Annotated in this window: 22 protein-coding genes; 17 read left to right on the forward strand and 5 right to left on the reverse strand. The window is 65.1% G+C overall.

Features of this window, described 5'->3' with window-relative positions:
• From BTHE68_RS06330 to BTHE68_RS06340, 3 genes are all read left to right on the forward strand, one after another.
• On the forward strand, positions 1-861 hold the full coding sequence (locus BTHE68_RS06330) for an SDR family oxidoreductase (RefSeq protein WP_162065610.1): 861 nt from the start codon (positions 1-3) through the stop codon (positions 859-861).
• 50 nt (positions 862-911) lie between these two features.
• Entirely contained in the window at positions 912-1871 is a 960-nt protein-coding gene (locus tag BTHE68_RS06335; RefSeq protein ID WP_162066803.1) for an alpha/beta hydrolase, read from the forward strand.
• 95 nt (positions 1872-1966) lie between these two features.
• Positions 1967-2203: a hypothetical protein gene (locus tag BTHE68_RS06340; RefSeq protein WP_162065611.1), complete on the forward strand. Its 237-nt coding sequence runs from the start codon at positions 1967-1969 to the stop codon at positions 2201-2203.
• On the opposite strand, the gene BTHE68_RS06345 is transcribed toward BTHE68_RS06340, so the two are convergent.
• A complete protein-coding gene (locus BTHE68_RS06345; RefSeq protein ID WP_162065612.1) occupies positions 2204-3022 on the reverse strand; it encodes an NRDE family protein in 819 nt (272 codons plus the stop codon).
• Positions 3023-3034: 12 nt separating this feature from the next.
• Positions 3035-4033, reverse strand: a complete 999-nt coding sequence (gene ygfZ, locus BTHE68_RS06350) for a CAF17-like 4Fe-4S cluster assembly/insertion protein YgfZ (protein WP_162065613.1) — start codon at positions 4031-4033, stop codon at positions 3035-3037.
• A 104-nt stretch (positions 4034-4137) separates the two neighbouring features.
• On the opposite strand from ygfZ, the gene mltG reads away from it, so the two are divergent.
• The 9 genes from mltG to BTHE68_RS06395 all read left to right on the forward strand — a co-directional run bounded on the left by mltG (position 4138) and on the right by BTHE68_RS06395 (position 13110).
• A complete protein-coding gene (gene mltG, locus BTHE68_RS06355; protein WP_162065614.1) occupies positions 4138-5148 on the forward strand; it encodes an endolytic transglycosylase MltG in 1011 nt (336 codons plus the stop codon).
• The gene (tmk, locus tag BTHE68_RS06360) at positions 5149-5769 is read left to right on the forward strand and encodes a dTMP kinase (RefSeq protein ID WP_162065615.1); all 621 of its coding nucleotides are present in this window, start codon (positions 5149-5151) and stop codon (positions 5767-5769) included.
• A gap of 18 nt (positions 5770-5787) precedes the next feature.
• Positions 5788-6825: a DNA polymerase III subunit delta' gene (locus BTHE68_RS06365; protein ID WP_162065616.1), complete on the forward strand. Its 1038-nt coding sequence runs from the start codon at positions 5788-5790 to the stop codon at positions 6823-6825.
• A gap of 48 nt (positions 6826-6873) precedes the next feature.
• Positions 6874-7659 carry a TatD family hydrolase gene (locus BTHE68_RS06370; RefSeq protein ID WP_162065617.1) on the forward strand — a complete coding sequence of 262 codons (786 nt, stop codon included), beginning with the start codon at positions 6874-6876 and terminating at the stop codon, positions 7657-7659.
• 54 nt (positions 7660-7713) lie between these two features.
• The gene (locus BTHE68_RS06375; protein ID WP_225936224.1) at positions 7714-8490 is read left to right on the forward strand and encodes an ankyrin repeat domain-containing protein; all 777 of its coding nucleotides are present in this window, start codon (positions 7714-7716) and stop codon (positions 8488-8490) included.
• A gap of 122 nt (positions 8491-8612) precedes the next feature.
• Entirely contained in the window at positions 8613-8969 is a 357-nt protein-coding gene (locus BTHE68_RS06380; protein WP_014191314.1) for a Rap1a/Tai family immunity protein, read from the forward strand.
• A 134-nt stretch (positions 8970-9103) separates the two neighbouring features.
• A complete protein-coding gene (locus BTHE68_RS06385; protein ID WP_162065618.1) occupies positions 9104-10327 on the forward strand; it encodes a mechanosensitive ion channel family protein in 1224 nt (407 codons plus the stop codon).
• Positions 10328-10403: 76 nt separating this feature from the next.
• Positions 10404-11789 carry an alpha,alpha-trehalose-phosphate synthase (UDP-forming) gene (gene otsA / locus BTHE68_RS06390; protein WP_162065619.1) on the forward strand — a complete coding sequence of 462 codons (1386 nt, stop codon included), beginning with the start codon at positions 10404-10406 and terminating at the stop codon, positions 11787-11789.
• A 250-nt stretch (positions 11790-12039) separates the two neighbouring features.
• A complete protein-coding gene (locus BTHE68_RS06395; protein ID WP_162065620.1) occupies positions 12040-13110 on the forward strand; it encodes a glycosyltransferase family 4 protein in 1071 nt (356 codons plus the stop codon).
• Between the two features lie 94 nt (positions 13111-13204).
• Here the strand turns inward: BTHE68_RS06395 and BTHE68_RS06400 are convergent, their stop codons facing one another.
• The 3 genes from BTHE68_RS06400 to BTHE68_RS06410 form a co-directional block, all read right to left on the reverse strand.
• Entirely contained in the window at positions 13205-13795 is a 591-nt protein-coding gene (locus BTHE68_RS06400; protein WP_162066805.1) for a BPSL1445 family SYLF domain-containing lipoprotein, read from the reverse strand.
• Between the two features lie 402 nt (positions 13796-14197).
• Complete coding sequence (locus BTHE68_RS06405; protein WP_162065621.1) at positions 14198-14668, reverse strand: hypothetical protein; 471 nt, start codon at positions 14666-14668, stop codon at positions 14198-14200.
• A 221-nt stretch (positions 14669-14889) separates the two neighbouring features.
• Positions 14890-15186 carry a PsiF family protein gene (locus BTHE68_RS06410; protein WP_162065622.1) on the reverse strand — a complete coding sequence of 99 codons (297 nt, stop codon included), beginning with the start codon at positions 15184-15186 and terminating at the stop codon, positions 14890-14892.
• 257 nt (positions 15187-15443) lie between these two features.
• Between BTHE68_RS06410 and BTHE68_RS06415 the strand changes: the two genes are divergently transcribed.
• The 5 genes from BTHE68_RS06415 to BTHE68_RS06435 all read left to right on the forward strand — a co-directional run bounded on the left by BTHE68_RS06415 (position 15444) and on the right by BTHE68_RS06435 (position 20853).
• Entirely contained in the window at positions 15444-15725 is a 282-nt protein-coding gene (locus tag BTHE68_RS06415; protein ID WP_162065623.1) for a hypothetical protein, read from the forward strand.
• 242 nt (positions 15726-15967) lie between these two features.
• Positions 15968-16930 carry a sugar ABC transporter substrate-binding protein gene (locus tag BTHE68_RS06420; protein ID WP_162065624.1) on the forward strand — a complete coding sequence of 321 codons (963 nt, stop codon included), beginning with the start codon at positions 15968-15970 and terminating at the stop codon, positions 16928-16930.
• Positions 16931-17028: 98 nt separating this feature from the next.
• Positions 17029-18630, forward strand: a complete 1602-nt coding sequence (locus BTHE68_RS06425) for a sugar ABC transporter ATP-binding protein (RefSeq protein ID WP_162065625.1) — start codon at positions 17029-17031, stop codon at positions 18628-18630.
• Positions 18631-19620 carry an ABC transporter permease gene (locus tag BTHE68_RS06430; RefSeq protein ID WP_162065626.1) on the forward strand — a complete coding sequence of 330 codons (990 nt, stop codon included), beginning with the start codon at positions 18631-18633 and terminating at the stop codon, positions 19618-19620.
• Between the two features lie 207 nt (positions 19621-19827).
• A complete protein-coding gene (locus BTHE68_RS06435) occupies positions 19828-20853 on the forward strand; it encodes a LacI family DNA-binding transcriptional regulator (RefSeq protein ID WP_162065627.1) in 1026 nt (341 codons plus the stop codon).
• The last annotated feature ends 9 nt before the right edge of the window (positions 20854-20862 follow it).

Genomic DNA, 20862 nt, shown 5'->3' on the forward strand with positions numbered 1-20862 from the left:
GTGGATCGCTTCGAAGGCAAGGTTGCCGTCATCACCGGCGCGGGCAGCGGATTCGGTCGCGAGTTCGCGAAGAAAGGCGCGGCGCTCGGCATGAAACTCGTGCTCGCCGATCTCGACACCGCCGGACTCTCCGCGACCGTCGAAGCGGTGCGCGCGCAGGGCGGCGATGCGATCGGCGTCACCACCGACGTGTCGGACGCCGCGCAGGTCGAAGCGCTCGCGCAAGCATCGCTCGATACCTACGGCGGCGCGCATCTGCTCTTCAACAACGCGGGCGTCGGCGCGGGCGGCTTCGTCTGGGAAAACAGCGCGAACGACTGGCAGTGGGTCTTCGGCGTGAACGTGATGGGCGTCGCCAACGGCTTGCGCGCGTTCGTGCCGATCATGCTGAAACAGAACGAGCCGGCCCATATCGTCAACACGGCGTCGGTGGCGGGCCTGCTCGCCGCGCCCGCGATGGGCGTGTACAACGCGTCGAAGCACGCCGTCGTCGCGTTGACGGAGACGCTGCATCACGACTTGCGGCTCGCGGGCGCTTCGCTGGTCGGCGTGTCGCTGCTATGTCCCGCGTTCGTGCCGACCGGCATCGCGGATGCCGAACGCTCGCGGCCCGAAGCACTCGCCAACGCGGCGCCCCATACCGCGTCGCAAAAGGTCGCGGCGCGGCAACTGACCCGAGCGGTGGAGGGCGGCAGGCTCTCGGCGCGCGATATCGCCGAACTGACCTTCGACGCAGTGCGCGAACGGCGCTTCTATGTCATCACGCATCCGAACATCATGCCGTCAGTGCAATTGCGGCTCGACGATATCGCGCAACTGCGCAATCCGACCGATCCGATGTCGCTGAAGCAGCCGCGCTAGGCGGCCGTGCTTCATGGCATGATCGTGTCCCTTTGACGCTTTTTCCGCCGATGCCGCTCAATCCGAAGATCGCGCAAATCCTGGAGATGGTCGCGCGCGCCAATCGACCGCCGTATCACACGCTCACACCGCAACAGGCGCGCGCAGCCTACGCGATGAGCGCGCAGATTCTCGATATTGCGCCGCTGCCGATGCATAACATCGAAGACCTGCGTGTGCCGACGCGCGATGGCGCGAGCATCGGCGTGCGCGTGTATCAGCCGGTCGAACCGAGCTGGGCCGAGCCTTCAGCGGCGCTGCTGTATCTGCATGGCGGCGGCTTCACGGTCGGCAGCGTGGCGACGCATGACGCGCTGTGCCGCAAGCTCGCGCACGACGCGGGCTGCGCGGTGGTATCGGTGGACTATCGGCTGGCGCCCGAGCACCGGTTTCCCGTCGCGGCGAACGACGCATTCGACGCGCTGCAATGGCTCGCGCGCGAAGCGCCGACGCTCGGCATCGATCCGGCGCGGCTCGCGATCGGCGGCGACAGCGCGGGCGGCACGCTTGCGATCGTGTGCGCGGTGCTCGCGCGCGACGCGGGCATCGACTTGCGGCTGCAACTGCTGATCTATCCGGGCACGAGCGCGTGGCAGAAGAGCGCATCGCATGCGCGGCTCGCGGAAGGATATTTGCTGTCGGGCGAAACGATCCAGTGGTTCTTCGCGCAATATCTGCGCGATGACCGCGACCGCGACGACTGGCGCTTCGCACCGCTCGACGCGGCGGGCGGCGTGCCCGAGTTCAAGGGCGTCGCGCCAGCGTGGATCGCGGCGGCGGATCACGATCCGCTCTATGACGAGGACATCGCGTTCGCCGCCCGGCTGGAAGAAGCGGGCGTGCCGGTCACGCTCGTGCGCTACGAAGGCATGATTCACGAGTTCTTCAAGATGGGCGGCTTCGTGCCGGAAGTCGCCGAGGCGCATGCGGATGCGGTGAGGGCGTTGCGGGCGGCGTTCGACCGGGTGTAGTTGCCGGAAGGCAGACGAAAATCCGAACTCTCCCCTGCACAGAATCCGCGCTGGATCGTTAAATGGCGGCCCTTGCCATTCGATCCGGTTTTCCTGTGCATATCAGAACGTTGCGCTGTTCGATTTACGCCGCCTTGCTCGTGATCGCGGCGCTCGTCGGCGCATTCAACCTGCTCAACCTGAACGAAGCGTACGGCGACGGGCCGCCGTATTACGCGCGCACGACGAACATGGACAAATGGACCGATCCGCTACCCGTGCTCGCGGCGGTCGATGCTTTCGCGCTGCTGGTCATCTTCGCGTCCTTGTGCCTGGCGCTACGAAAACGCTGATCACGCAATCCCGAACGCAAACGCCCGCTCGAACGCTCCCGGCCGCACGATGCGATGCGAACCGTCATCGTCGCTGCGCTCCTTGATGTCCAGCGACAACCCTCGCGCCGACGGACTCACGCGCAGCGCGGTCGTGCTGCGCGTCCCATACTCCGGCGTTTCGATGAACGCCGCCGACAGCACGCGCTCACGCTCGATCGAAATCCCTGTCGACGGCAGATGCTCGTCGTTCGCGATGCGCGGATCGCGCAAGGTCTCGATGAGCACATCGAGCGACGGACGCTCATCGGCATGAATCAGATCGCACAACGCTTCGCGCTGCGCGACGAGCTTCGGCCACGGCGTGTTCAAGAGACTGTTGGATAGACCGTGCACGCCTGCGTCCAGCAGCGCGGGCGGCGCGTCGGCGCGATTGCCGTACCAGCCGAGTTCGCGGCGCGTGAAGTCTCCGCAAAGCAGATTGAAGCCGTTATAGCGATGTCCTTCTTGCGCCACGCCGCGCAGATAGTCGAGCGGCGCGATGCGCTCGCCCGCGAGAAACGCGCTCACGAGCGTGCCGCGCGTCGGTGCGTTCGGCTTCACGTCATCCGGCGCGCGATAGTTCGTCAGCGCGGCGAAGCGGCCATCGCGCGAGACGCCGAGCCAGGTTCCGCCGCCCGTCAGATCGCGGCCGGCGAGCACGCCGGGGGCATCCGTCCACCAGTGCATCGGCTCGGCATCGCGGCGAAAGAATTCGTCGCGGTTGGCCGAGAGCGTGAGCAAGGCGCGGCCATCGTCGTGCGAAGCCGTGGGCTGCCAGTCGAAGACGATCAGACACATGCGCGCGCGGCCTCAGGCATCGACGGGAAACGCGTAGGGCAGCGGCACGAAGGTGAGCGCCGGGCCCTCGGCGGAACCGATGTGCACCGAGCCGTTGTCGAGCGCGGCGAGCTTGATCTCGACCAGACAGTCGACGCCGCCGTTCTCCGCGGGCGCCACGTTGACGACGAGTCCGCACGGCTGGCCGGGATCGTCGGAATGAAAGAGCTCGGCGCCGGGCACGGCTGTATCGATGTGATTGCCGACGTGTGCGAGCGCCGTGCGCCGCTTGATCGTGCCGCGATACTGACTGCGCGCGACGATCTCCTGTCCCGGATAGCAGCCCTTCCTGAAGTTCACCGCGCCGAGCACGTCGAAGTTCACCATCTGCGGGACGAACTGCTCGACCGTCGCGTGCGTGATGCGCGGCTCGCCCGCGTGGATATCGAGCCAGTCCCACATCGTTTCGGGCGCGCGTTGCAGTTTTTCATCGAGTTTCGCGAGTTGCGCCTCGACGTCGGCTTTCGGGCCGACCCACAGAAAGCGCGGACGATGCGCCGCGTCCGGCACGCGGATCAACGAGCCATGCGGGCCTTCCACCTTGACGTGCACGCCGTCGGGAAGCGCATCGAAGATGCCGGAAAGCGCTGCGCGCACATCGCCGGCGAAGCCGACCGCCGCCACTTCGGGCGTCGCGTCGGTGAGTTTCGCCTTCGAGCGCAGCACGAACATCGACAGGCGTTTCTGCACGGCGGCCTGCACATCCCGCGCGATCAAGAGGCGCACCGCGTCCGCCGTGCGCCACATCAGGAACGAGCCGAGCAGGCGGCCCTTCGGCGAGCAGTAGCCCGCGAGGCGCGCGGTGGAGGCATCGAGATGCTGGACATCGTTCGTGACCTGGTTATGCAGGAAAGAGGCGGCGTCCTCGCCCCTGACGTCGATCACGCCGAACTGTGTAAGCGGCATGTAGGCGCCGGCGGTCTTGACGGATTCGTAATCGGAGGCGGCGAGAGCTGTGGTGTGGGAATTCATGAGGTGGTCGGCTGTCAATCCTATCGTTTGGGCTCGGGTCGGCGAAAGCGACTCTGACGCAGGCGGCAAGTTATTATATTGGTCTTATCTCAAGCGTGTTTCGCATGTCCTTTCTGAAGAAATGCGTCGTGGCGGCGGTGCTCGCCGCGATGCTCGCGGCGGCCGTCGCGGGCGGCGTGTACTGGTGGGCGAACCGGCCCATGGAATTGTCGACGCCCGAACTCGACGTCACCATCAAGCCCCACAGCAGCCTGCGCAGCGTGAGCGCCCAGTTGAACCGCGGCGGCGTGCCGGTCGAACCGGAGCTGTTCGTGCTGATGACGCGCGTGCTCGGCCTGTCCTCACAGTTGAAGTCCGGCAATTACGCTTTCAAGAGCGGCATCACGCCCTATGAGGTGCTGGAGAAGATCGCACGCGGCGACGTCAACGAATATGTCGCGACCGTCATCGAAGGCTGGACGCTGCAGAAAATGCGCGGCGAACTCGACGGCAATCCGGCGCTCAAACACGACACGGCGGGCATGACCGACACCGACCTGCTGCGGGCGATCGGCGCGGCCGAGGTCGACAAGGCGTCGGCCGAAGGGCTGTTCTTCCCGGATACCTATCTCTTCGACAAAGACACGAGCGATCTCGCCATCTATAAGCGCGCATACCGGCTGATGCAGTCGCGCCTCACCGAAGCGTGGAACACGCGCGCGCAGAATCTGCCTTACAAGACGCCTTACGAGGCGCTCATCATGGCGTCGATCGTCGAGAAGGAGACGGGGCGCGCGCAGGACCGGCCGCTCGTCGCGGCGGTGTTCGCGAACCGGCTGCGCATCGGCATGCCGCTGCAGACCGATCCGACCGTGATCTACGGCCTCGGTCCGGCCTACGGCGGCAAACTGAAGAAAAAGGATCTGCAGACGGACACTCCGTACAATACCTACACGCGCATGGGCCTGCCGCCGACGCCTATCGCGCTGCCCGGCGTGGCCGCATTGAACGCCACGCTCAATCCCGCCGCGAGCGGCGCGCTGTATTTCGTGTCGCGCGGCGACGGCAGCAGCATCTTTTCCGACAATCTGGGCGACCACAACAAGGCCGTCGACAAATACATCCGGGGTCAATGAATGGCGCGCGGCAAGTTCATCACGTTCGAAGGTATCGACGGCGCGGGCAAGACCACGCATCTCGACTGGTTCCGCCAGCAACTCGCCGCGAAGCTCGAAAAGAGCGGACATCAGGTCGTGATGACACGCGAACCGGGCGGCACGCCGCTCGGCGAAACGCTGCGCGGCATCCTGCTCAATCAGCCGATGGATCTGGAAACCGAAGCGCTGCTGATGTTCGCCGCACGCCGCGAGCATCTGGCGCAGGTGATCGAACCGGCACTTTCGCATGGCGACTGGGTGCTGTCCGACCGTTTCACGGACGCGACCTTCGCGTATCAGGGCGGCGGGCGCGGCCTGCCGCGCGACAAGCTGGAAGCGCTGGAGCGCTGGGTGCAGGGCGGTTTCCAGCCCGATCTGACCGTACTCTTCGACGTGCCGACCGACACCGCGAGCGAGCGCCGCTCCGCGGCCCGCGCGCCGGACAAGTTCGAGAGCGAGTCGGACGCCTTTTTTGAGCGCACGCGCAGCGAGTATCTGCGCCGTGCGGCGGAATCGCCGCAGCGCTTTGTCATCGTCGATTCGACCCGTGCGATCGGCGATATTCGCAAAAGACTTGAAGAAGTAGTCTCAAGCCTCTGATTTTACTTGAGAATATCGATGATTTACCCTTGGCAGACCGATGACTGGCAACGTCTCCAGCACTTGCGCGCGCACTGGCCGCATGCGCTGTTGCTGCACGGAGAGGCCGGCATCGGCAAGCTTCAGTTCGCGCAGCATCTGGCGAAGGGACTTCTTTGCGAAGCGCCCACGACGAACCACGAGCCGTGCGGCGCGTGTCCGGCATGCCTGTGGTTTTCGCAGGGCAACCATCCCGACTACCGTTCCGTGCTGCCTGAAGCGCTCGCCGGGCTCGCGGCCGGAGGCGCCGACGCCACCGACTCAGCCGAGAAAGCCGACGGCGACGAGGGCAAGAAAACCCGCACGCCCAGCAAGGAAATCAAGATCGAGCAGGTGCGCGCGCTGCTGGATTTCTGCGGCGTCGGCTCGCATCGGGGCGGCCTGCGGGTCGTGCTGCTGTATCCGGCCGAGGCGCTCAATGTCGCGGCGGCCAATGCGCTCCTGAAGACGCTCGAGGAACCGCCTTCGGGCGTGGTGTTCCTGCTGGTGTCGGCGCGCGTCGACCGGCTGTTGCCGACCATCATCAGCCGCTGCCGGCAGTGGCCGATGAGCGTGCCGCCGCAGACGGAAGCGAGCGCGTGGCTCGCATCGCAGGGCGTCGACGATCCGGCGGGGCTGCTCGCGCAGGCAGGCGGCGCGCCGCTTGCCGCGCTTGCGCTGGCGAACGACGAGCACCGCGCCTTGCGCGACTTCACGCTCGCGCAACTGGCCGCCGGACCGAATTGCGACGCCTTCGCGTGCGGGGAGAATCTGCAGAAAGTGCCCGTGCCGCTCGTGCTCGGCTGGCTGCAGCGCTGGCTTTACGACTTGCTTGCGGAGCGCACGGCGGGCCGGCCGCGCTATTTTCCCGGCGCCGCGAAAGCGCTCGCCCGCTGCGCGCACAGCGCCGATTCCGCCGCGCTCGCACGTTACATGAAGACCGTCACGCGTCAGCGCGCGGTCGAGAACCATCCGCTCAACGCGCGCCTCGTGTTCGAGGAACTGTTCATCGGGTATCGCGGGATTTATACGGCCTGACGCGTTCGCGCCGCGCCGTAGCGAAAGAATTGCATCAAGGAGCACCGGATGTTCGTCGATTCACACTGTCATATCAACTTCGAAGGGCTCGCCGACCGTCTGCCCGACGTGCTCGACAAGATGCGCGCGCACTCGGTCACGCATGCGCTCTGCGTGTCGGTCGATCTGGAAACGCTGCCTTCGGTGCTCGACATCGCCGAACGGTACGAGAACGTGTATGCCTCCGTCGGCGTGCATCCGGATCACGAGGACGCGAAGGAGCCGAGCGTCGCCGAGCTGGTCGAACTGGCTGCGCACCCGAAGGTATGCGCGATCGGCGAGACGGGGCTCGATTACTATCGGCTGGAAGGGCGCAGCATCGACGAGATGGAATGGCAGCGCGAACGCTTTCGCACGCACATTCGTGCCGCACACCAGACTGGCAAGCCGCTCATCGTCCATACGCGTTCGTCGTCCGAAGACACGCTGCGCATCATGGCCGAAGAGCGCGCCGACGTGCCCGGCGGCGTCATGCATTGTTTCACCGAGCCGTGGGACGTCGCCGAAAAGGCGCTCGCGCAGAACTTCCATGTCTCGCTGTCGGGCATCGTCACGTTCAAGAACGCGAAGGATGTGCAGGAGGTCGCGCGGCGCGTGCCGATCGAGCGGCTGCTGATCGAAACCGACTCGCCGTATCTCGCGCCGGTGCCGTATCGGGGCAAGCCGAATGAACCTGCGTATGTGAGTTATGTCGGACGTTTCATCGCGCAGTTGCGCGAGCAGCCGGAAGAGGCCGTCGCGCAAGCCACCACCGCCAACTTCTTCCGGCTCTTCAAGATCGCGCAGCCAGCCTGAGGGCGGCCGGACCGCGCGCAAAAAAACTGTTTTAAGGCAATCCGAAGGTCACTTATGAACAATTCCCCGATGGTTTCCATCCTGTCCGCGTCGAGCGCGCCTGACGTTTCCCGCGCACGCGCTGCGCGCCGTGCCGTGCGCGGTCTGGTCGCCGGCACGCTGCTCGCGGCGTGCGCGATCGCGCAGCCGGTCTGGGCCGCGTCCGTGGACTCGCTCATCAAGGCGGTCAAGTTCGACGACATCTCGGCCGTCAAGAAACAGCTCGCGCAGGGCGCGGACCCGAATACGGTCGACAACACCGGCACGCCGATCATCGTGATCGCGGCGCGCGAGAAGTCCGACAAGGTCGGCCAGTTGCTCGCCGACAATCCGAAGACCGATCTGGAAAAAACCGACCCCGCCGGCGAAAACGCGATGATGCTCGCCGCGCTCAACGGCGACGCCACCTTCGTGAATCTGCTGATCGCGAAGGATGCCGAAGTGAACAAGAAGGGCTGGACGCCGCTGCACTACGCGGCAACCAACGGTCACGACGACATCGTGAAGATTTTGGTCGATCATTCGGCGTACATCGACGCGGGCTCGCCGAACGGCACGACGCCGCTGATGATGGCGGCGCGCGGCAATCATCTTTCGACCTGCAAGCTGCTGCTCGACGAAGGCGCGGATCTGCGCGTGAAGAACCAGCTCGGCATGACGGCGGTGGACTTCGCGCGCAAGTACGAGGCGCGGGACGTCGCAGAAGGTCTGCAGGCACGCCTGGATTCGATGCCTCAAGGCGCAGGCGGTGGCGGCGGCGCTCCGCAAAGCGGCTCAAACGGTGCAAAATAGCGCAGCGCGAAATTCGAACGGGGCGAGGGCGGTCAGGCGCGGCCGCCGATCGTCCCAATCGCCCCGATTGCCCCGAACCCGTCGCCCCAACACGAGCCGCCGCTCAACATAAAAGGAAGATCATGCTGCGGGAATTCGTCATCGCCTGTGCTCTCGCGACGCCCGTGTGCGCGTTCGCGTTTACCGGCAACGATCTGAACAAGCTCTGCACCAAAACGGATCCCAATTCGCGAACCGCCTGCGCGGCCTACATCGAAGGCGCGGCGGACGGCATCTACAACACGATCGAGGCGATCGGCGGAACCTCCGGGCCGCAGATCGGCCAGTATTTCTGCCTGCCGGCGGACGTGAAGCCGCAGCAGCTCACGGACGCGGTGCGCAAGTACATCGCCAATAATCCCGACAAGGCCGATTTCAACGCGACGACGATGGTCTCGCTCGGTCTGGGCAAGGCGTTTCCCTGCAAGGCGGAACGCTGATCGTCTTTTGACGCCGGGGCGCCATGGGCGTCCTGGCGTCGCGCTGCATTGCGCGGCGATCCGCATCCGTGCGATGCGGCCTTCGTATTCACTTCGCCGCCTCCACTTTCACGAAGCTGATCTTCGCGACGCTCATGCTCCCACTCGATCACTTCCTGAATCTCGCCGAACGGCCGCTCGGCACCTGGCCCGGCGCGCTGGTCGTCGCCGTCATCGCCGTGGCCGTCGCGGTGGGCGTGCATCGTATCGGCGCGCGCATCCTGACGCGCATCGCGCGGCCTTATCCGCTGATGAGCGTCGTGTTGCGCTACATCGACACGCCCGCGCTCATCCTGCTCATCATCCTCGGCATCGGCTTCGTGATCTTCGAGGCGCCCGATGCGCTGCCTTTCATCGGCGTGCTGCGCGATATCGAAACGGTCGCGCTGATCGCCGCGCTCACGTTCCTCGCCGCGCGTTCGGCCAGCGCGGTGGGCGAGGCGATCGTGCAGGCGCATCCGCTCGACACCGACGACAATCTCAACGCGCGCCGCATCCACACGCAGGCGCGCGTGCTCGCGCGCTCGGTGATGGTGGTGATCGTGATCATCGGCTTCGGCGCGGCGCTGATGGCGTTTCCGAGCGTCAGGCAGATCGGCGCGAGCCTGCTGGCTTCGGCGGGCGTCGCGGGGCTCGTCGCCGGGATCGCGGCGCGGCCCGTGCTCGGCAATCTGATCGCGGGCTTGCAGATCGCGCTGTCGCAGCCGATCCGCCTCGACGATGTCGTCGTGATTCAGGGCGAGTGGGGGCGCGTCGAGGAGATCACGGGCACGTATGTTTCGATCCGCATCTGGGACCAGCGGCGGCTCATCGTGCCGTTGCAGTGGTTCATCGAAAATCCGTTCACGAACTGGACGCGCAACAGCTCGCAGATCATCGGCACGGTGTTTCTGTATGTCGATTACCGCATGCCGATCGCGCCGCTGCGCGAAGAACTGGAGCGCATACTCGCGCACGCGCCGGAATGGGACGGACGCGTGCAGGTGCTGCAAGTCACCGACGCCACCGATCGCGCCATGCAGCTGCGCGTGCTCGTCAGTTCCTTCGATTCGGCGCTCAACTGGGATTTGCGCTGCCGCGTGCGCGAAGGGCTCGTGAACTTCGTGCAGGCGGCGTATCCGCAGTATCTGCCGCGTGCGCGCGCGGATCTGTCGACGGACAAGGACCGCCACGTCGATTTCGCGCCGCCGCTGGAGCGCCCGGGCACGGCGCAGGCGGCCAGCACGGCGAACACACCCGCCGATCCGGTCGCGAGCCGCGGCGAGCCGAGTGGACCGGACCCGCGCGCACATTCGATGGCATCAACCGGGAAGACCTGAACCGGCACAGCATTCTCCAGTCGAAAATTTCGGGTTTATCCTGAAAAATAACGTTCGAAGAGGAAAAGGAAAGCATATGAGCCGTCTCGTCGTCGTATCCAACCGGGTCGCCACACCGACCGAAACCAAGGGCTCCGCGGGCGGGCTCGCCGTCGGCGTCTTCGGCGCGCTGAAGGACAGCGGCGGCGTCTGGTTCGGCTGGAGCGGCGATGTGGTGAGCGAAACCGTCGCGAACCAGGGGCCAAAGCTCGAACAGGACGGCGCGGTGACGTTCGCGACCGTCGGCCTGCCGAAGAAGGACTACGACCAGTATTACCGCGGCTTTTCCAACGCGATGCTGTGGCCGGTCTTCCACTATCGCAACGATCTCGCCGTCTATGAGCGCGACGAATACACCGGCTACCGGCGCGTGAACGCGTGGCTCGCGCACAAGCTCATCAAGCTGCTCGAACCCGGCGACATCATCTGGGTTCACGACTATCACCTGATCCCCTTCGCCGAGGCGCTGCGCTCGGCGGGCATCGCCAATCGCATCGGGTTCTTTCTGCACATTCCGTTTCCGTCGCCGCAGATTCTCCTGAACATCCCGCCGCATGAGGAGCTCGTGAAATCGCTGTGCTGCTATGACGTCGTCGGCTTTCAGACCGAGCGCGACCGCATCGCGTTTCATGATTACATCGTGCGGCACGCGCACGGCACCGCGACGCCCGACGGACACGTGGAAGCGTTCGGCAGGAAGCTCAGGACGAACGTCTATCGCATCGGTGTGTTTCCGGACGAGATCGCCGAGCAGGCCGAGCGCGGCGAAGCGCGTCAGGACGTGATGGACCTGAAGCAGAGTCTCGAAGGCCGCAAGCTCATCATGAGCGTGGACCGGCTCGATTACTCGAAGGGGCTCGTCGAGCGCTTTCGCGCGTTCGAGCATTTCCTGGAGAAGTCGCCGGAGTGGCGCGGCAACGTCACGCTCGTGCAGATCGCGCCGCCGACGCGCTCGGACGTCGAAACCTATCAGCAGATCCGCCAGAACCTGGAATATGAAGCGGGGCGCATCAACGGCCGTTACTCCGGGCTCGACTACACGCCGATCCGCTATCTCAACCAGCGCTACGACCGCTGGAAGCTGATGTCGCTGTTTCGCGAATCGCAGATCGGGCTCGTCACGCCGCTGCGCGACGGCATGAACCTCGTCGCGAAGGAATACGTCGCCGCGCAGAATCCCGATGATCCCGGCGTGCTCGTGCTGTCGCAATTCGCGGGCGCGGCCGATGAAATGACCGGCGCGGTGATGGTCAATCCGCACGATATCGTCGGCACCAGCGAGGCGATCGGGCGCGCGCTCGCGATGCCGCTCGTCGAGCGCAAGCAACGCTACGAAACCAACATGACGGCGCTGCGCAAGCACGATCTCGGTGTGTGGCGCGACGACTTTCTCGCGGATCTGCGCGGCGCGCCGAAAGCGTAACCGCCGCGCGAAACGAGTGTTTCGCCCCTGTAACAGAGCGATGAAAATGCAAGAATCGCCCGCGATGTGCACATCGGCCGCCGATAATGCGTTCAACACGACACTCATCGACGGACAGCGCGAGACGGAATAACGCGTAAGGGCAAACCTCGTTGCCCCGCCTTACGGCCCGCTGTCATACTCGATGCGCGTCGCGGCCGGCTCGCGAAACCTGCCGCCGCACGTCGATATCCGCATGGAGACGAGAACGATGAGAATTGCCCAGATTGCTCCGCTGACCGAATCGGTGCCGCCGAAGCTTTATGGCGGGACCGAGCGCGTCGTGTCGTACCTCACCGAGGCGCTCGTCGAGCTCGGGCACGAGGTGACGCTCTTCGCAACCGGCGATTCGCAAACCAGCGCCAACCTGGAAGCCGTGTGGCCGCGCGCGTTGCGGCTCGATCCGGCGATCCGCGACCGCATCGCGCCTCACATGCTGTTGATGGAACTGGTGCGCCGGCGCGCCGAGGAGTTCGACGTCCTGCACTTCCATATGGACTATTACTCTTTTTCGCTCTTCAAGCGTCAGGAGACGCCGTTTCTCACGACCATGCACGGCCGCCTCGATCTGCCCGAGCAGCAGCCGGTATTCGATACCTTCAACACGGCGCCCGTCGTCTCCATTTCAGATTCGCAACGGCATCCGCTGCCGCAGGCGAAGTGGATCACCACGGTCTATCACGGTTTGCCTGAAATGCTCTACACGCCGCAGCCGGTGGAGCAGAAGTATCTCGCGTTCCTCGGGCGCATTTCGCCGGAAAAGCGTGTCGATACCGCGATCCGCATCGCGGGCCGTTGCGGCCTGCCGATCAAAATCGCCGCCAAGGTCGATGCCGCCGATCACGAGTACTTCGAGCGCGAGATCGCGCCGTTGCTGGAGTTGCCGTACGTCGACTACGTCGGCGAGATCAACGACAGCCAGAAGGCCGAATTCCTGTCGGGCGCGCATGCGCTGCTGTTCCCGATCGACTGGCCGGAGCCCTTCGGGCTCGTGATGATCGAAGCGATGGCGTGCGGTACGCCGGTCATCGCGTTCAATCGCGGCTCGGTGCCGGAAGTGCTGGATGAGGGCGTCTCGGGCTTTATCGTCGAGGATGAAATCGGCGCGGTGGCCGCGGTGAACCGGCTGCACACGTTGCCGCGTGAGCGCGTGCGCGCGCGCTTCGAGGAACGTTTCACGTCGCATCGCATGGCGCGGCAATATATCGACGCCTACCAGGCGGTCGTGCGCGCGCAAAAGCGTGCGCGCTTCAAGCTGATCGATCGCGCGACAACGTCCTGACCGGTCGAAAAAAAGCAGAAAAAAACCGCCGTGTGCCGCGACCCGAAGGTCGCGTCACACGGCGGTTTTGCATTCGCCGCGAAACGGCGCGCGCTCAGTACTTGATGCGCGACACCTTCGTGCCTTGCAGCGAGACATCGGCCATCAGACCGGCGTTGGTCAGCACGATGGCTTCGACCGGCTTCGTGGCCGTGGTCGTGTCGATCACGCCGTTCGCGCCCATCTTCACGAGCGCCACGGAGGCATCCGCACCCGCCGACCAGCCGTCGGAATTGCGGAATTTGTCGAGGGCGTCCTGCGTCATGAACAGGAAGATCAGCGCCTTCGATTGCGCACCCGCCTGCAGACCGAACGAGCCGGACGTCGTGCTGTAATAGCCGACGGTGCCGCCGCCCACGCGCAACGCGCCCTTGCCGTACTGCGCGCCGACGATGAAACCCGCCTGCAGCACCGATGGGAACACCAGCACGCCGCGCGCCTTCGCGACCAGTTCGCGCGAGCCGCCTACGGTGGAGTAGAGACGCTGCATGGTGCTGTCGACATCGGCGTCGATGGCACGGCGGTCATCGGAGGCGCCCGCGGCCGCTTCGGCGCCGGTATTCTTATTGGCCGTGCAGCCGGCAAGCGCGAGGCCTCCCAGTGCCAGAACGGCGGTCGACTTGAGCATGAAGTTTCGTCTTTGCATCATTGTTCTCCATCGTGGAATTTAGGAAACCCCATAAGAGCGGGAGGGTGAGGCACGCAAAGTTATAGCACAGCAAAGTGAAACACGAGCCTCGTCCCATGCGCCCACAGCCTTGTCACGCTTGGGTTGTCAGGTTTCGCAACATTTCGGGCTCGATCAATCGAACTTGAAGCTTACTCCGAACCCGGCCTTTAACCGCTGGCCGGGACGGTAAATTACATAAAACTTTCGATTGTTTGATCCGTCTCATATCAGGGTAGACGAAGCTTCGACTAAACCGAAGAGAAACGGCGTTTTCGCCCGAACGCGCCACCTCGAGGCAGGCATAATTTTCGTGCGCCTTGCCCTTTGGCATTGCGAAAACCGCAAAGGCAAGTAGCAACGACCGTACCCGGCCATCGTTCAGGGATGAGTCGTCGTTTTTACTTCGGCGTGCGAGGGGGACGGCGCATGCTGCGGACGCCGCAGCGCGCGCCTGATTCCGCCGATCAACATGCCGAGCACGAGCAGAAACGCGGCGGGCACGACCCAGTAGCCGACAAACGCGTGCCAGAGGTAATCCGCGAGCGTCGCCTTGCGATGCGCGAACTCGTCGAGCGCCTCCTGATGTCTGACCGCGTTGGCCGTGAGGATATCGGCGGGGCAGCCGGCAGCGCGTGCCTCGTCGGGCGAGCCGTGGCAACGCCCGGCAGTGCCGGCGGCGCGCTGCGCGTCGGTCAGCTCCCAGGTCGAAAGCGACTTCTGGAGATCGACGTTGTTGTACGCCATCTCCTCGCGCACTTCATTGACCGCGACGATCAGCACCGGCACGAACCAGAACGTGATCACCACGAGCCACCGCCTGAACCAGCGGTTCTTGTGTCTCCATGCCATCCAATGCCTCCATGCGCGGCGTGTCGCCTCGCTCGAAACGGCGGCGGCCGATGGCGTGTTTCTTGTATTGGTGAGGGGGCCGCCTCCGCACCATCTTATGAGAAAAAGACGACGGTGCGAATCAATTGCTTGGGTGCAGTGCAATAACGGCGGCAAAAACGGGTGAATACGAAAGACGCCGCGCGCGAACGGCGCGGCGGTAAGGCAGTCGCCGCCAGCGATCAGCCCTTGTTGCTGAGGCAGCTCTTCATGAACGCCTTGCGGTCGTCGCCTTTCTTGTCTGCCGCCTGGCTGTTGCATGCGGTCATCTTCTGCTGTTGCGTCATCGGCGCGGAGGCGGCGGCCGGCGCTGCCGACAGACAGCTCTTCATGAACGCCTTGCGGTCGTCGCCTTTTTTGTCGCCCGCCTGTTTGTTGCAGTCCGACATCTTGTTTTGCTGGCTGTTGGCGGCCAAGGCTGCATTCGCACCGAGCGTCAGGCTCAGCACGGCGATGAGGGCGGTGGCTCGAATGGTCATGTGACGCTCCCTGATTTGATAGACGGTTATTTTTCGAGGCGGGTGTCCGTAGCGGCATGCCGCCCGAGGCATTATGGCAAACCCAATATGAACGGTGTGCGGCATAGGGTGAAATCGGGAGGGCGGGAATGAGGCTTGCAGGAAGCTTTCATGATCGGCATCAACGATGCTCTCCCGTGCATCGCAGCCGATCCGCACGAAGCAGGCTGCCGACGTATGATCGTGCGACGCATGTCCAACGCTCAAGGAGACGGTTCATGTCCACGCCGCTGTCCGACCATTACAAAGGCTTCGAAATCAAGGTGCAGGCATTGCGGCGCGCGAAGGAGCGCGACGAACCGGATGACGGTCCGCGTCACTTCGATATCGTCGTGACGATCGCGAGAAGCGCGCACGGCGACAGCGGCCGCTCGGTCATGTTCGGCGTGCCCGAACAGGAACCCTTCGACAGTCCGATCGATGCAACGCGCGCGGGCATCGACTACGCGCGCGACATCATCGACAACAAGGTGGAAGGGCAGTCGGTCGAAGATCTTTGAACGTCTCAAAGGTCTACACGTTAGCCCGATTGACCTCACGCGCCTCTCCAACGAGAATCGACGGCGAGCAAACGTTGAAACCACGCCCACAGGGCGACCGAAGGCAAGCGAAGTGTAATGGAGCGCGCGCGACAGGGCGCGCGCTGATCGCTTGCCCTGGCCGTCCGCGCGGCTCGACGCACGGCTCACGTTCGCTGCATCTCGCATGACCAACAAACCAGAACAAAGCACTGGAGATCCGCATGAACCGAACCATTCGCCGGCGCGTCGTCAAGGCCGCCGTCGCGCTCGCCGCGTGCGCGGCGCTGCCGCTCGCCTCGTCATCCGTTTTCGCGCAAACGCCGGCCAAGCCGAAGGTCGCGCTCGTCATGAAGTCGCTCGCCAACGAGTTCTTCCTGACGATGGAAAACGGCGCGAAGGACTATCAGGCGCACAACGCCAGCCAGTTCGACCTGATCACCAACGGCATCAAGGACGAAACCGACACGGCCGCGCAGATTCGCATCGTCGAGCAGATGATCGTCTCGAAAGTCGACGCGCTCATCATTGCGCCGGCCGATTCGAAGGCGCTCGTGCCGGTGATCAAGAAGGCGGCGGACGCGGGCATCATCGTGGTGAACATCGACAACCGGCTCGATCCGGACGTGCTCAAGTCCAAGGATCTGAACGTGCCGTTCGTCGGCCCGGACAACAAGAAGGGCGCGCGCAAGGTCGGCGACTATCTCGCGCCCAAACTCAAGAAGGGCGATGAAGTCGCGATCATCGAAGGCGTGACCACCACCACCAACTCGCAGGCGCGCAGCGCGGGCTTCAAGGAAGCGATGGACGCGGCCGGCATGAAGGTCGTGGCGCTCCAGTCGGGCGAATGGGAGATCGACAAGGGCAACGCGGTCGCCTCGCAGATCCTGAACGCCAACCCGAACGTGAAGGCGCTCCTGTGCGACAACGACAACATGGCGATCGGCGCGGTGTCGGCGATTCGCGCGGCGGGCAAGGCGGGCAAGGTGCAGGTCGTCGGCTTCGACAACATCGGCGCGATCAAGCCGATGCTCAAGGACGGCCGCGTGCTCGCGACCGCCGACCAGTACGCGGCGAAGCAGGCGGTGTTCGGCATCGACGTGGCGCTGAAGGCGATCGCCGGCCACAAGAAGCAGTCGGAGCTGTCGCAGGTCGTGGAAACGCCTGTCGATCTCATCACCAAGTGAGCCGGCGCGAAAGCCTCAAGTTCGCGGCCATCGTGCCGATAACATGCTGACGTGCCCGTGAACCCAGCGAGGATGCACAGCGAGCCTTGAAGCGCCCCATGACCGGATCGAACGATGCGAACGTGCTGACGGTGACAGGCATCGGCAAGACTTACGTCGAGCCGGTGCTGGCGGACGTGTCGCTCGAACTCGTGCCTGGCGAAGTGCTCGCGCTGACCGGCGAGAACGGCGCGGGCAAGAGCACGCTGTCGAAGATCATCGGCGGGCTCACGGACCCGACCACCGGCACGATGACGCTCGCGGGCCAGCCGTACGCGCCGAAGACCCGCTCGGACGCCGAGGCGCTCGGCGTTCGTATGGTGATGCAGGAGCTGAATCTGCTGCCAACCTTGTCGGTGGCGGAGAACCTGTTCCTGAACCGCCTGCCGCGCCGGGGCGCGCTGGGCCGACTCGGCTGGATCGACCGCAAACGGCTTGCCGAAGACGCGCGCCACGCGATGGCGCAGGTCGGGCTCGACGCGATCGACCCGGACACGCTCGTCGGCAGCCTCGGCATCGGGCATCAGCAGATGGTGGAAATCGCGCGCAATCTGATCGGCGATTGCCGCGTGCTGATTCTCGACGAGCCGACCGCGATGCTCACCGCGCGCGAAGTCGATCTGTTGTTCGAGCAGGTCGAGCGGCTGAAGGCGCGCGGCGTCGCGCTCGTGTACATCTCGCACCGGCTGGAGGAATTGCGGCGCATCGCCGAGCGCGCGGCCGTGCTGCGCGACGGACGCCTCGTGCACCTCGGCCCGATGGACGAACTCACGAGCGATCGCCTCGTCACGCTGATGGTCGGGCGCGAGATCGGCGAGCGCATCGATCTGGGCGAGCGCCGCATCGGCGGCGTTGCATTGAAAGTGGAAGGCATGACGCGCGGCGCCGTGGTCCGCGACGTCTCGTTCGACGTGCGCGCCGGCGAGATTTTCGGCGTGAGCGGGCTGATCGGCGCGGGCCGCACCGAGCTGATGCGGCTCATTTACGGCGCGGATCGCGCGGACGCGGGCACGGTGTCGATCGCGCGCCACGGCGAGGCGCTGCGGCGCGTGTCGGTGCAATCGCCTTCGGATGCGGTCGAGGAAGGCATCGCGCTGATCACGGAGGACCGCAAGGGCGAGGGGCTGTTGCTCAGCCTGCCCATCGCCGCGAACGTTTCACTGGGCAACCTGGGCGCGGTGGCGCGGCGCGGGGTCGTCGACACGCGCCGGGAAGCGGCGCTCGCGCAACGCCAGATCGACGCGATGCGGATCCGCACGTCGGGCCCGGCGCAGGCGGTGTCGGAGCTGTCGGGCGGCAACCAGCAGAAGGTCGTGATCGGCCGCTGGCTCGCGCGCGATTGCTCGGTGTTGCTGTTCGACGAGCCGACGCGCGGGATCGACGTCGGCGCCAAGTTCGATATTTACGGGCTGATGGGCGCGCTGGCCCGCGAAGGGCGCGCGCTCGTCGTGGTGTCGAGCGATCTGCGCGAGCTGATGCTGATCTGCGACCGGATCGGCGTGATGTCCGCCGGACGCATGACAGGCGTGTTCGAGCGCGCGAACTGGACACAGGACGCGCTGCTCGCGGCGGCGTTCTCGGGCTACGCGAAGCGCGAGGCGATCCTGCACGAGCCTATCGCGCCCGACGCGAAAGCGCCCGAAGACAACGTGGAGCATTGAATGAGCGAAGCGAACCTGCCCGCCGACGCGCCGAAGAGCACGAAAGGCGTCGGCACGCGTCTGGGCATTTCGAATTACCTCGGTCTCGCGGGCGCGCTCGCCGCGATGATCGCGCTGTTTTCGGTGCTGAGCCCGCACTTTCTGACGTACGACACGTTCAGCACGATCGCGAACCAGATTCCGGATCTGGTCGTGATGTCGGTGGGCATGACGTTCGTGCTGATCATCGCGAGCATCGATCTGTCGGTGGGTTCGGTGCTCGCGCTGGGCGCGTCGGTGGTGAGCGTGGCCGCGCTCAAGTGGCACTGGCCGGCGTTTCCCGCCGCGCTGATCGGGCTGGCGGCCGCCGCGCTGACGGGCGCGGTGACCGGCCTCGTGACGGTGGCGTGGCGGATTCCGTCGTTCATCGTGTCGCTGGGCGTGCTGGAAGGCGCGCGCGGGCTCGCGTATCAGATGACGAACTCGCGCACGGCGTACATTGGAGATGCGTTCGATTTTCTGTCGAATCCGATCGCGTTCGGCATCTCGCCCGCGTTCCTGATCGCGGTCGCGGTGATGATAGTTGCGCATCTGGTCTTGACCCGGACGGTTTTTGGCCGATATCTCGTAGGGATCGGCACGAACGAGGAAGCGGTGCGGCTCGCGGGCGTCAATCCGCGCCCGTACAAGGTGATCGTGTTCGCGTTGATGGGCGCGCTGTCGGGGCTCGCGGCGCTGTTTCAGATCTCGCGGCTGGAGGCCGCCGATCCGAACGCCGGCGCCGGCGTGGAGCTGCAGGTGATCGCGGCGGTCGTGATCGGCGGCACGAGCCTGATGGGCGGGCGCGGCTCGGTCATCAGCACGTTTTTCGGCGTGTTGATCATCTCCGTGCTGGCGGCGGGGCTCGCGCAGATCGGCGCGAACGAGCCGACCAAGCGCATCATTACCGGCGCGGTGATCGTGGTGGCGGTGGTGCTGGACACATACCGCAGCAGACGCAAACGTGTGTAATTAGCGACTGAGCGGTAACTGAGCGATGACTGGTTGAGGGACGGCGACGGCGCGCGCTCCGCACGGGGTGGAGAAGCGGCCGGCGACGGTAGTGAGCATGAAGCAGGCAGGGCGCGGGGAAAGCAACGCGGCGCACGGAAACTTCGGGCGCCGCACGCCTTACGACCAATAAGAGAGCAGCAGGACCTAAGAAGCGAAGGACGATGTATGGCGACGATCAAAGACGTGGCAGCCATTGCCGGGGTGTCGTTTACGACGGTATCCCACGTAGTGAACAATTCGCGGCCGGTGTCGGCCGACGTGCGGGCGAAAGTCGAGCGGGCGATCCGTGAGCTCGACTACGTGCCGTCGGCGGTCGCGCGCTCGCTGAAGGCGCGTTCGACGGCGACCATCGGCCTTTTGGTGCCGAACGCGACGAATCCGTATTTCGCCGAGCTTGCGCGCGGCGTCGAGGACGGCTGCGCGAAGAACGGCTATTGCGTGTTCTTCTGCAACTCCGACGACGATCCCGCGAAGCAGCGCAGCTATCTGCGCGTGCTGCAGGAAAAGCGCATCGACGGGCTGGTGATCGCGTCGGCGGGCGAGGACGCGGTGCTCGCGCAATGTCTCGCGGGGGCGCGCGAGCCGCTCGTGATCGTCGATCGCAATATCGAGGGGCTGCAATCGGACCTCGTGCAGATCGATCACGAAAAGGGCGCGTATCTCGCCACGCGGCACTTGCTGCAACTCGGGCATTCGCAGATCGGCTGCATCACCGGACCGGTCGCGACGGCCGTCTCCGCGATGCGCCTGCACGGCTTCATCCGCGCGATGGCGGAACGCGGCATCGAGATCGCGCCGAACGCGATCGTGCAGAGCGACTTCTCCGCGACAGGCGGTTACGCCGCGGCCTCGCAATTGCTGGACAACATGAAGCCGACGGCGATCTTCGCGTGCAACGACATGATGGGCATCGGCGCGCTGCGTGCGGCGGCCGAGCGCCACATCAACGTGCCGACGGATTGCTCGATCATCGGCTTCGACGATGTCGAGCTGTCGCGCTACACCTATCCGGCCTTGTCGACGGTCGGACAGTCGGTGCGTGCGCTCGGCGAAATGGCCGCGCAGACGCTGATCGACCGTATCACTGGCAAGCTGACCGGAACGACGCGCCGGCGCGTGGTGCCGCCGCGCCTCGTGCGCCGCGAATCGACCGCGGTGGTGCCGGAAGCGCGGCGCGCCGCGAATGGATAACGAACGCTG

This window comes from Burkholderia sp. THE68 (assembly GCF_009938265.1).
GTDB lineage: Bacteria > Pseudomonadota > Gammaproteobacteria > Burkholderiales > Burkholderiaceae > Caballeronia.

Bases quoted from the DNA above. Each gene is read 5' to 3' on its own strand.
- BTHE68_RS06375 (WP_225936224.1), top strand. From the start codon at position 7,714: ATGAACAATTCCCCGATGGTTTCCATCCTGTCCGCGTCGAGCGCGCCT.
- BTHE68_RS06410 (WP_162065622.1), bottom strand. From the start codon at position 15,186: ATGACCATTCGAGCCACCGCCCTCATCGCCGTGCTGAGCCTGACGCTC.
- BTHE68_RS06430 (WP_162065626.1), top strand. From the start codon at position 18,631: ATGAGCGAAGCGAACCTGCCCGCCGACGCGCCGAAGAGCACGAAAGGC.
- BTHE68_RS06335 (WP_162066803.1), top strand. From the start codon at position 912: ATGCCGCTCAATCCGAAGATCGCGCAAATCCTGGAGATGGTCGCGCGC.
- BTHE68_RS06395 (WP_162065620.1), top strand. From the start codon at position 12,040: ATGAGAATTGCCCAGATTGCTCCGCTGACCGAATCGGTGCCGCCGAAG.
- BTHE68_RS06435 (WP_162065627.1), top strand. From the start codon at position 19,828: ATGGCGACGATCAAAGACGTGGCAGCCATTGCCGGGGTGTCGTTTACG.
- BTHE68_RS06415 (WP_162065623.1), top strand. From the start codon at position 15,444: ATGTCCACGCCGCTGTCCGACCATTACAAAGGCTTCGAAATCAAGGTG.
- BTHE68_RS06400 (WP_162066805.1), bottom strand. From the start codon at position 13,795: ATGCAAAGACGAAACTTCATGCTCAAGTCGACCGCCGTTCTGGCACTG.
- BTHE68_RS06365 (WP_162065616.1), top strand. From the start codon at position 5,788: ATGATTTACCCTTGGCAGACCGATGACTGGCAACGTCTCCAGCACTTG.
- otsA (WP_162065619.1), top strand. From the start codon at position 10,404: ATGAGCCGTCTCGTCGTCGTATCCAACCGGGTCGCCACACCGACCGAA.
- BTHE68_RS06370 (WP_162065617.1), top strand. From the start codon at position 6,874: ATGTTCGTCGATTCACACTGTCATATCAACTTCGAAGGGCTCGCCGAC.
- BTHE68_RS06425 (WP_162065625.1), top strand. From the start codon at position 17,029: ATGACCGGATCGAACGATGCGAACGTGCTGACGGTGACAGGCATCGGC.
- BTHE68_RS06345 (WP_162065612.1), bottom strand. From the start codon at position 3,022: ATGTGTCTGATCGTCTTCGACTGGCAGCCCACGGCTTCGCACGACGAT.
- ygfZ (WP_162065613.1), bottom strand. From the start codon at position 4,033: ATGAATTCCCACACCACAGCTCTCGCCGCCTCCGATTACGAATCCGTC.
- mltG (WP_162065614.1), top strand. From the start codon at position 4,138: ATGTCCTTTCTGAAGAAATGCGTCGTGGCGGCGGTGCTCGCCGCGATG.
- BTHE68_RS06380 (WP_014191314.1), top strand. From the start codon at position 8,613: ATGCTGCGGGAATTCGTCATCGCCTGTGCTCTCGCGACGCCCGTGTGC.
- BTHE68_RS06420 (WP_162065624.1), top strand. From the start codon at position 15,968: ATGAACCGAACCATTCGCCGGCGCGTCGTCAAGGCCGCCGTCGCGCTC.
- tmk (WP_162065615.1), top strand. From the start codon at position 5,149: ATGGCGCGCGGCAAGTTCATCACGTTCGAAGGTATCGACGGCGCGGGC.
- BTHE68_RS06385 (WP_162065618.1), top strand. From the start codon at position 9,104: ATGCTCCCACTCGATCACTTCCTGAATCTCGCCGAACGGCCGCTCGGC.
- BTHE68_RS06405 (WP_162065621.1), bottom strand. From the start codon at position 14,668: ATGGCATGGAGACACAAGAACCGCTGGTTCAGGCGGTGGCTCGTGGTG.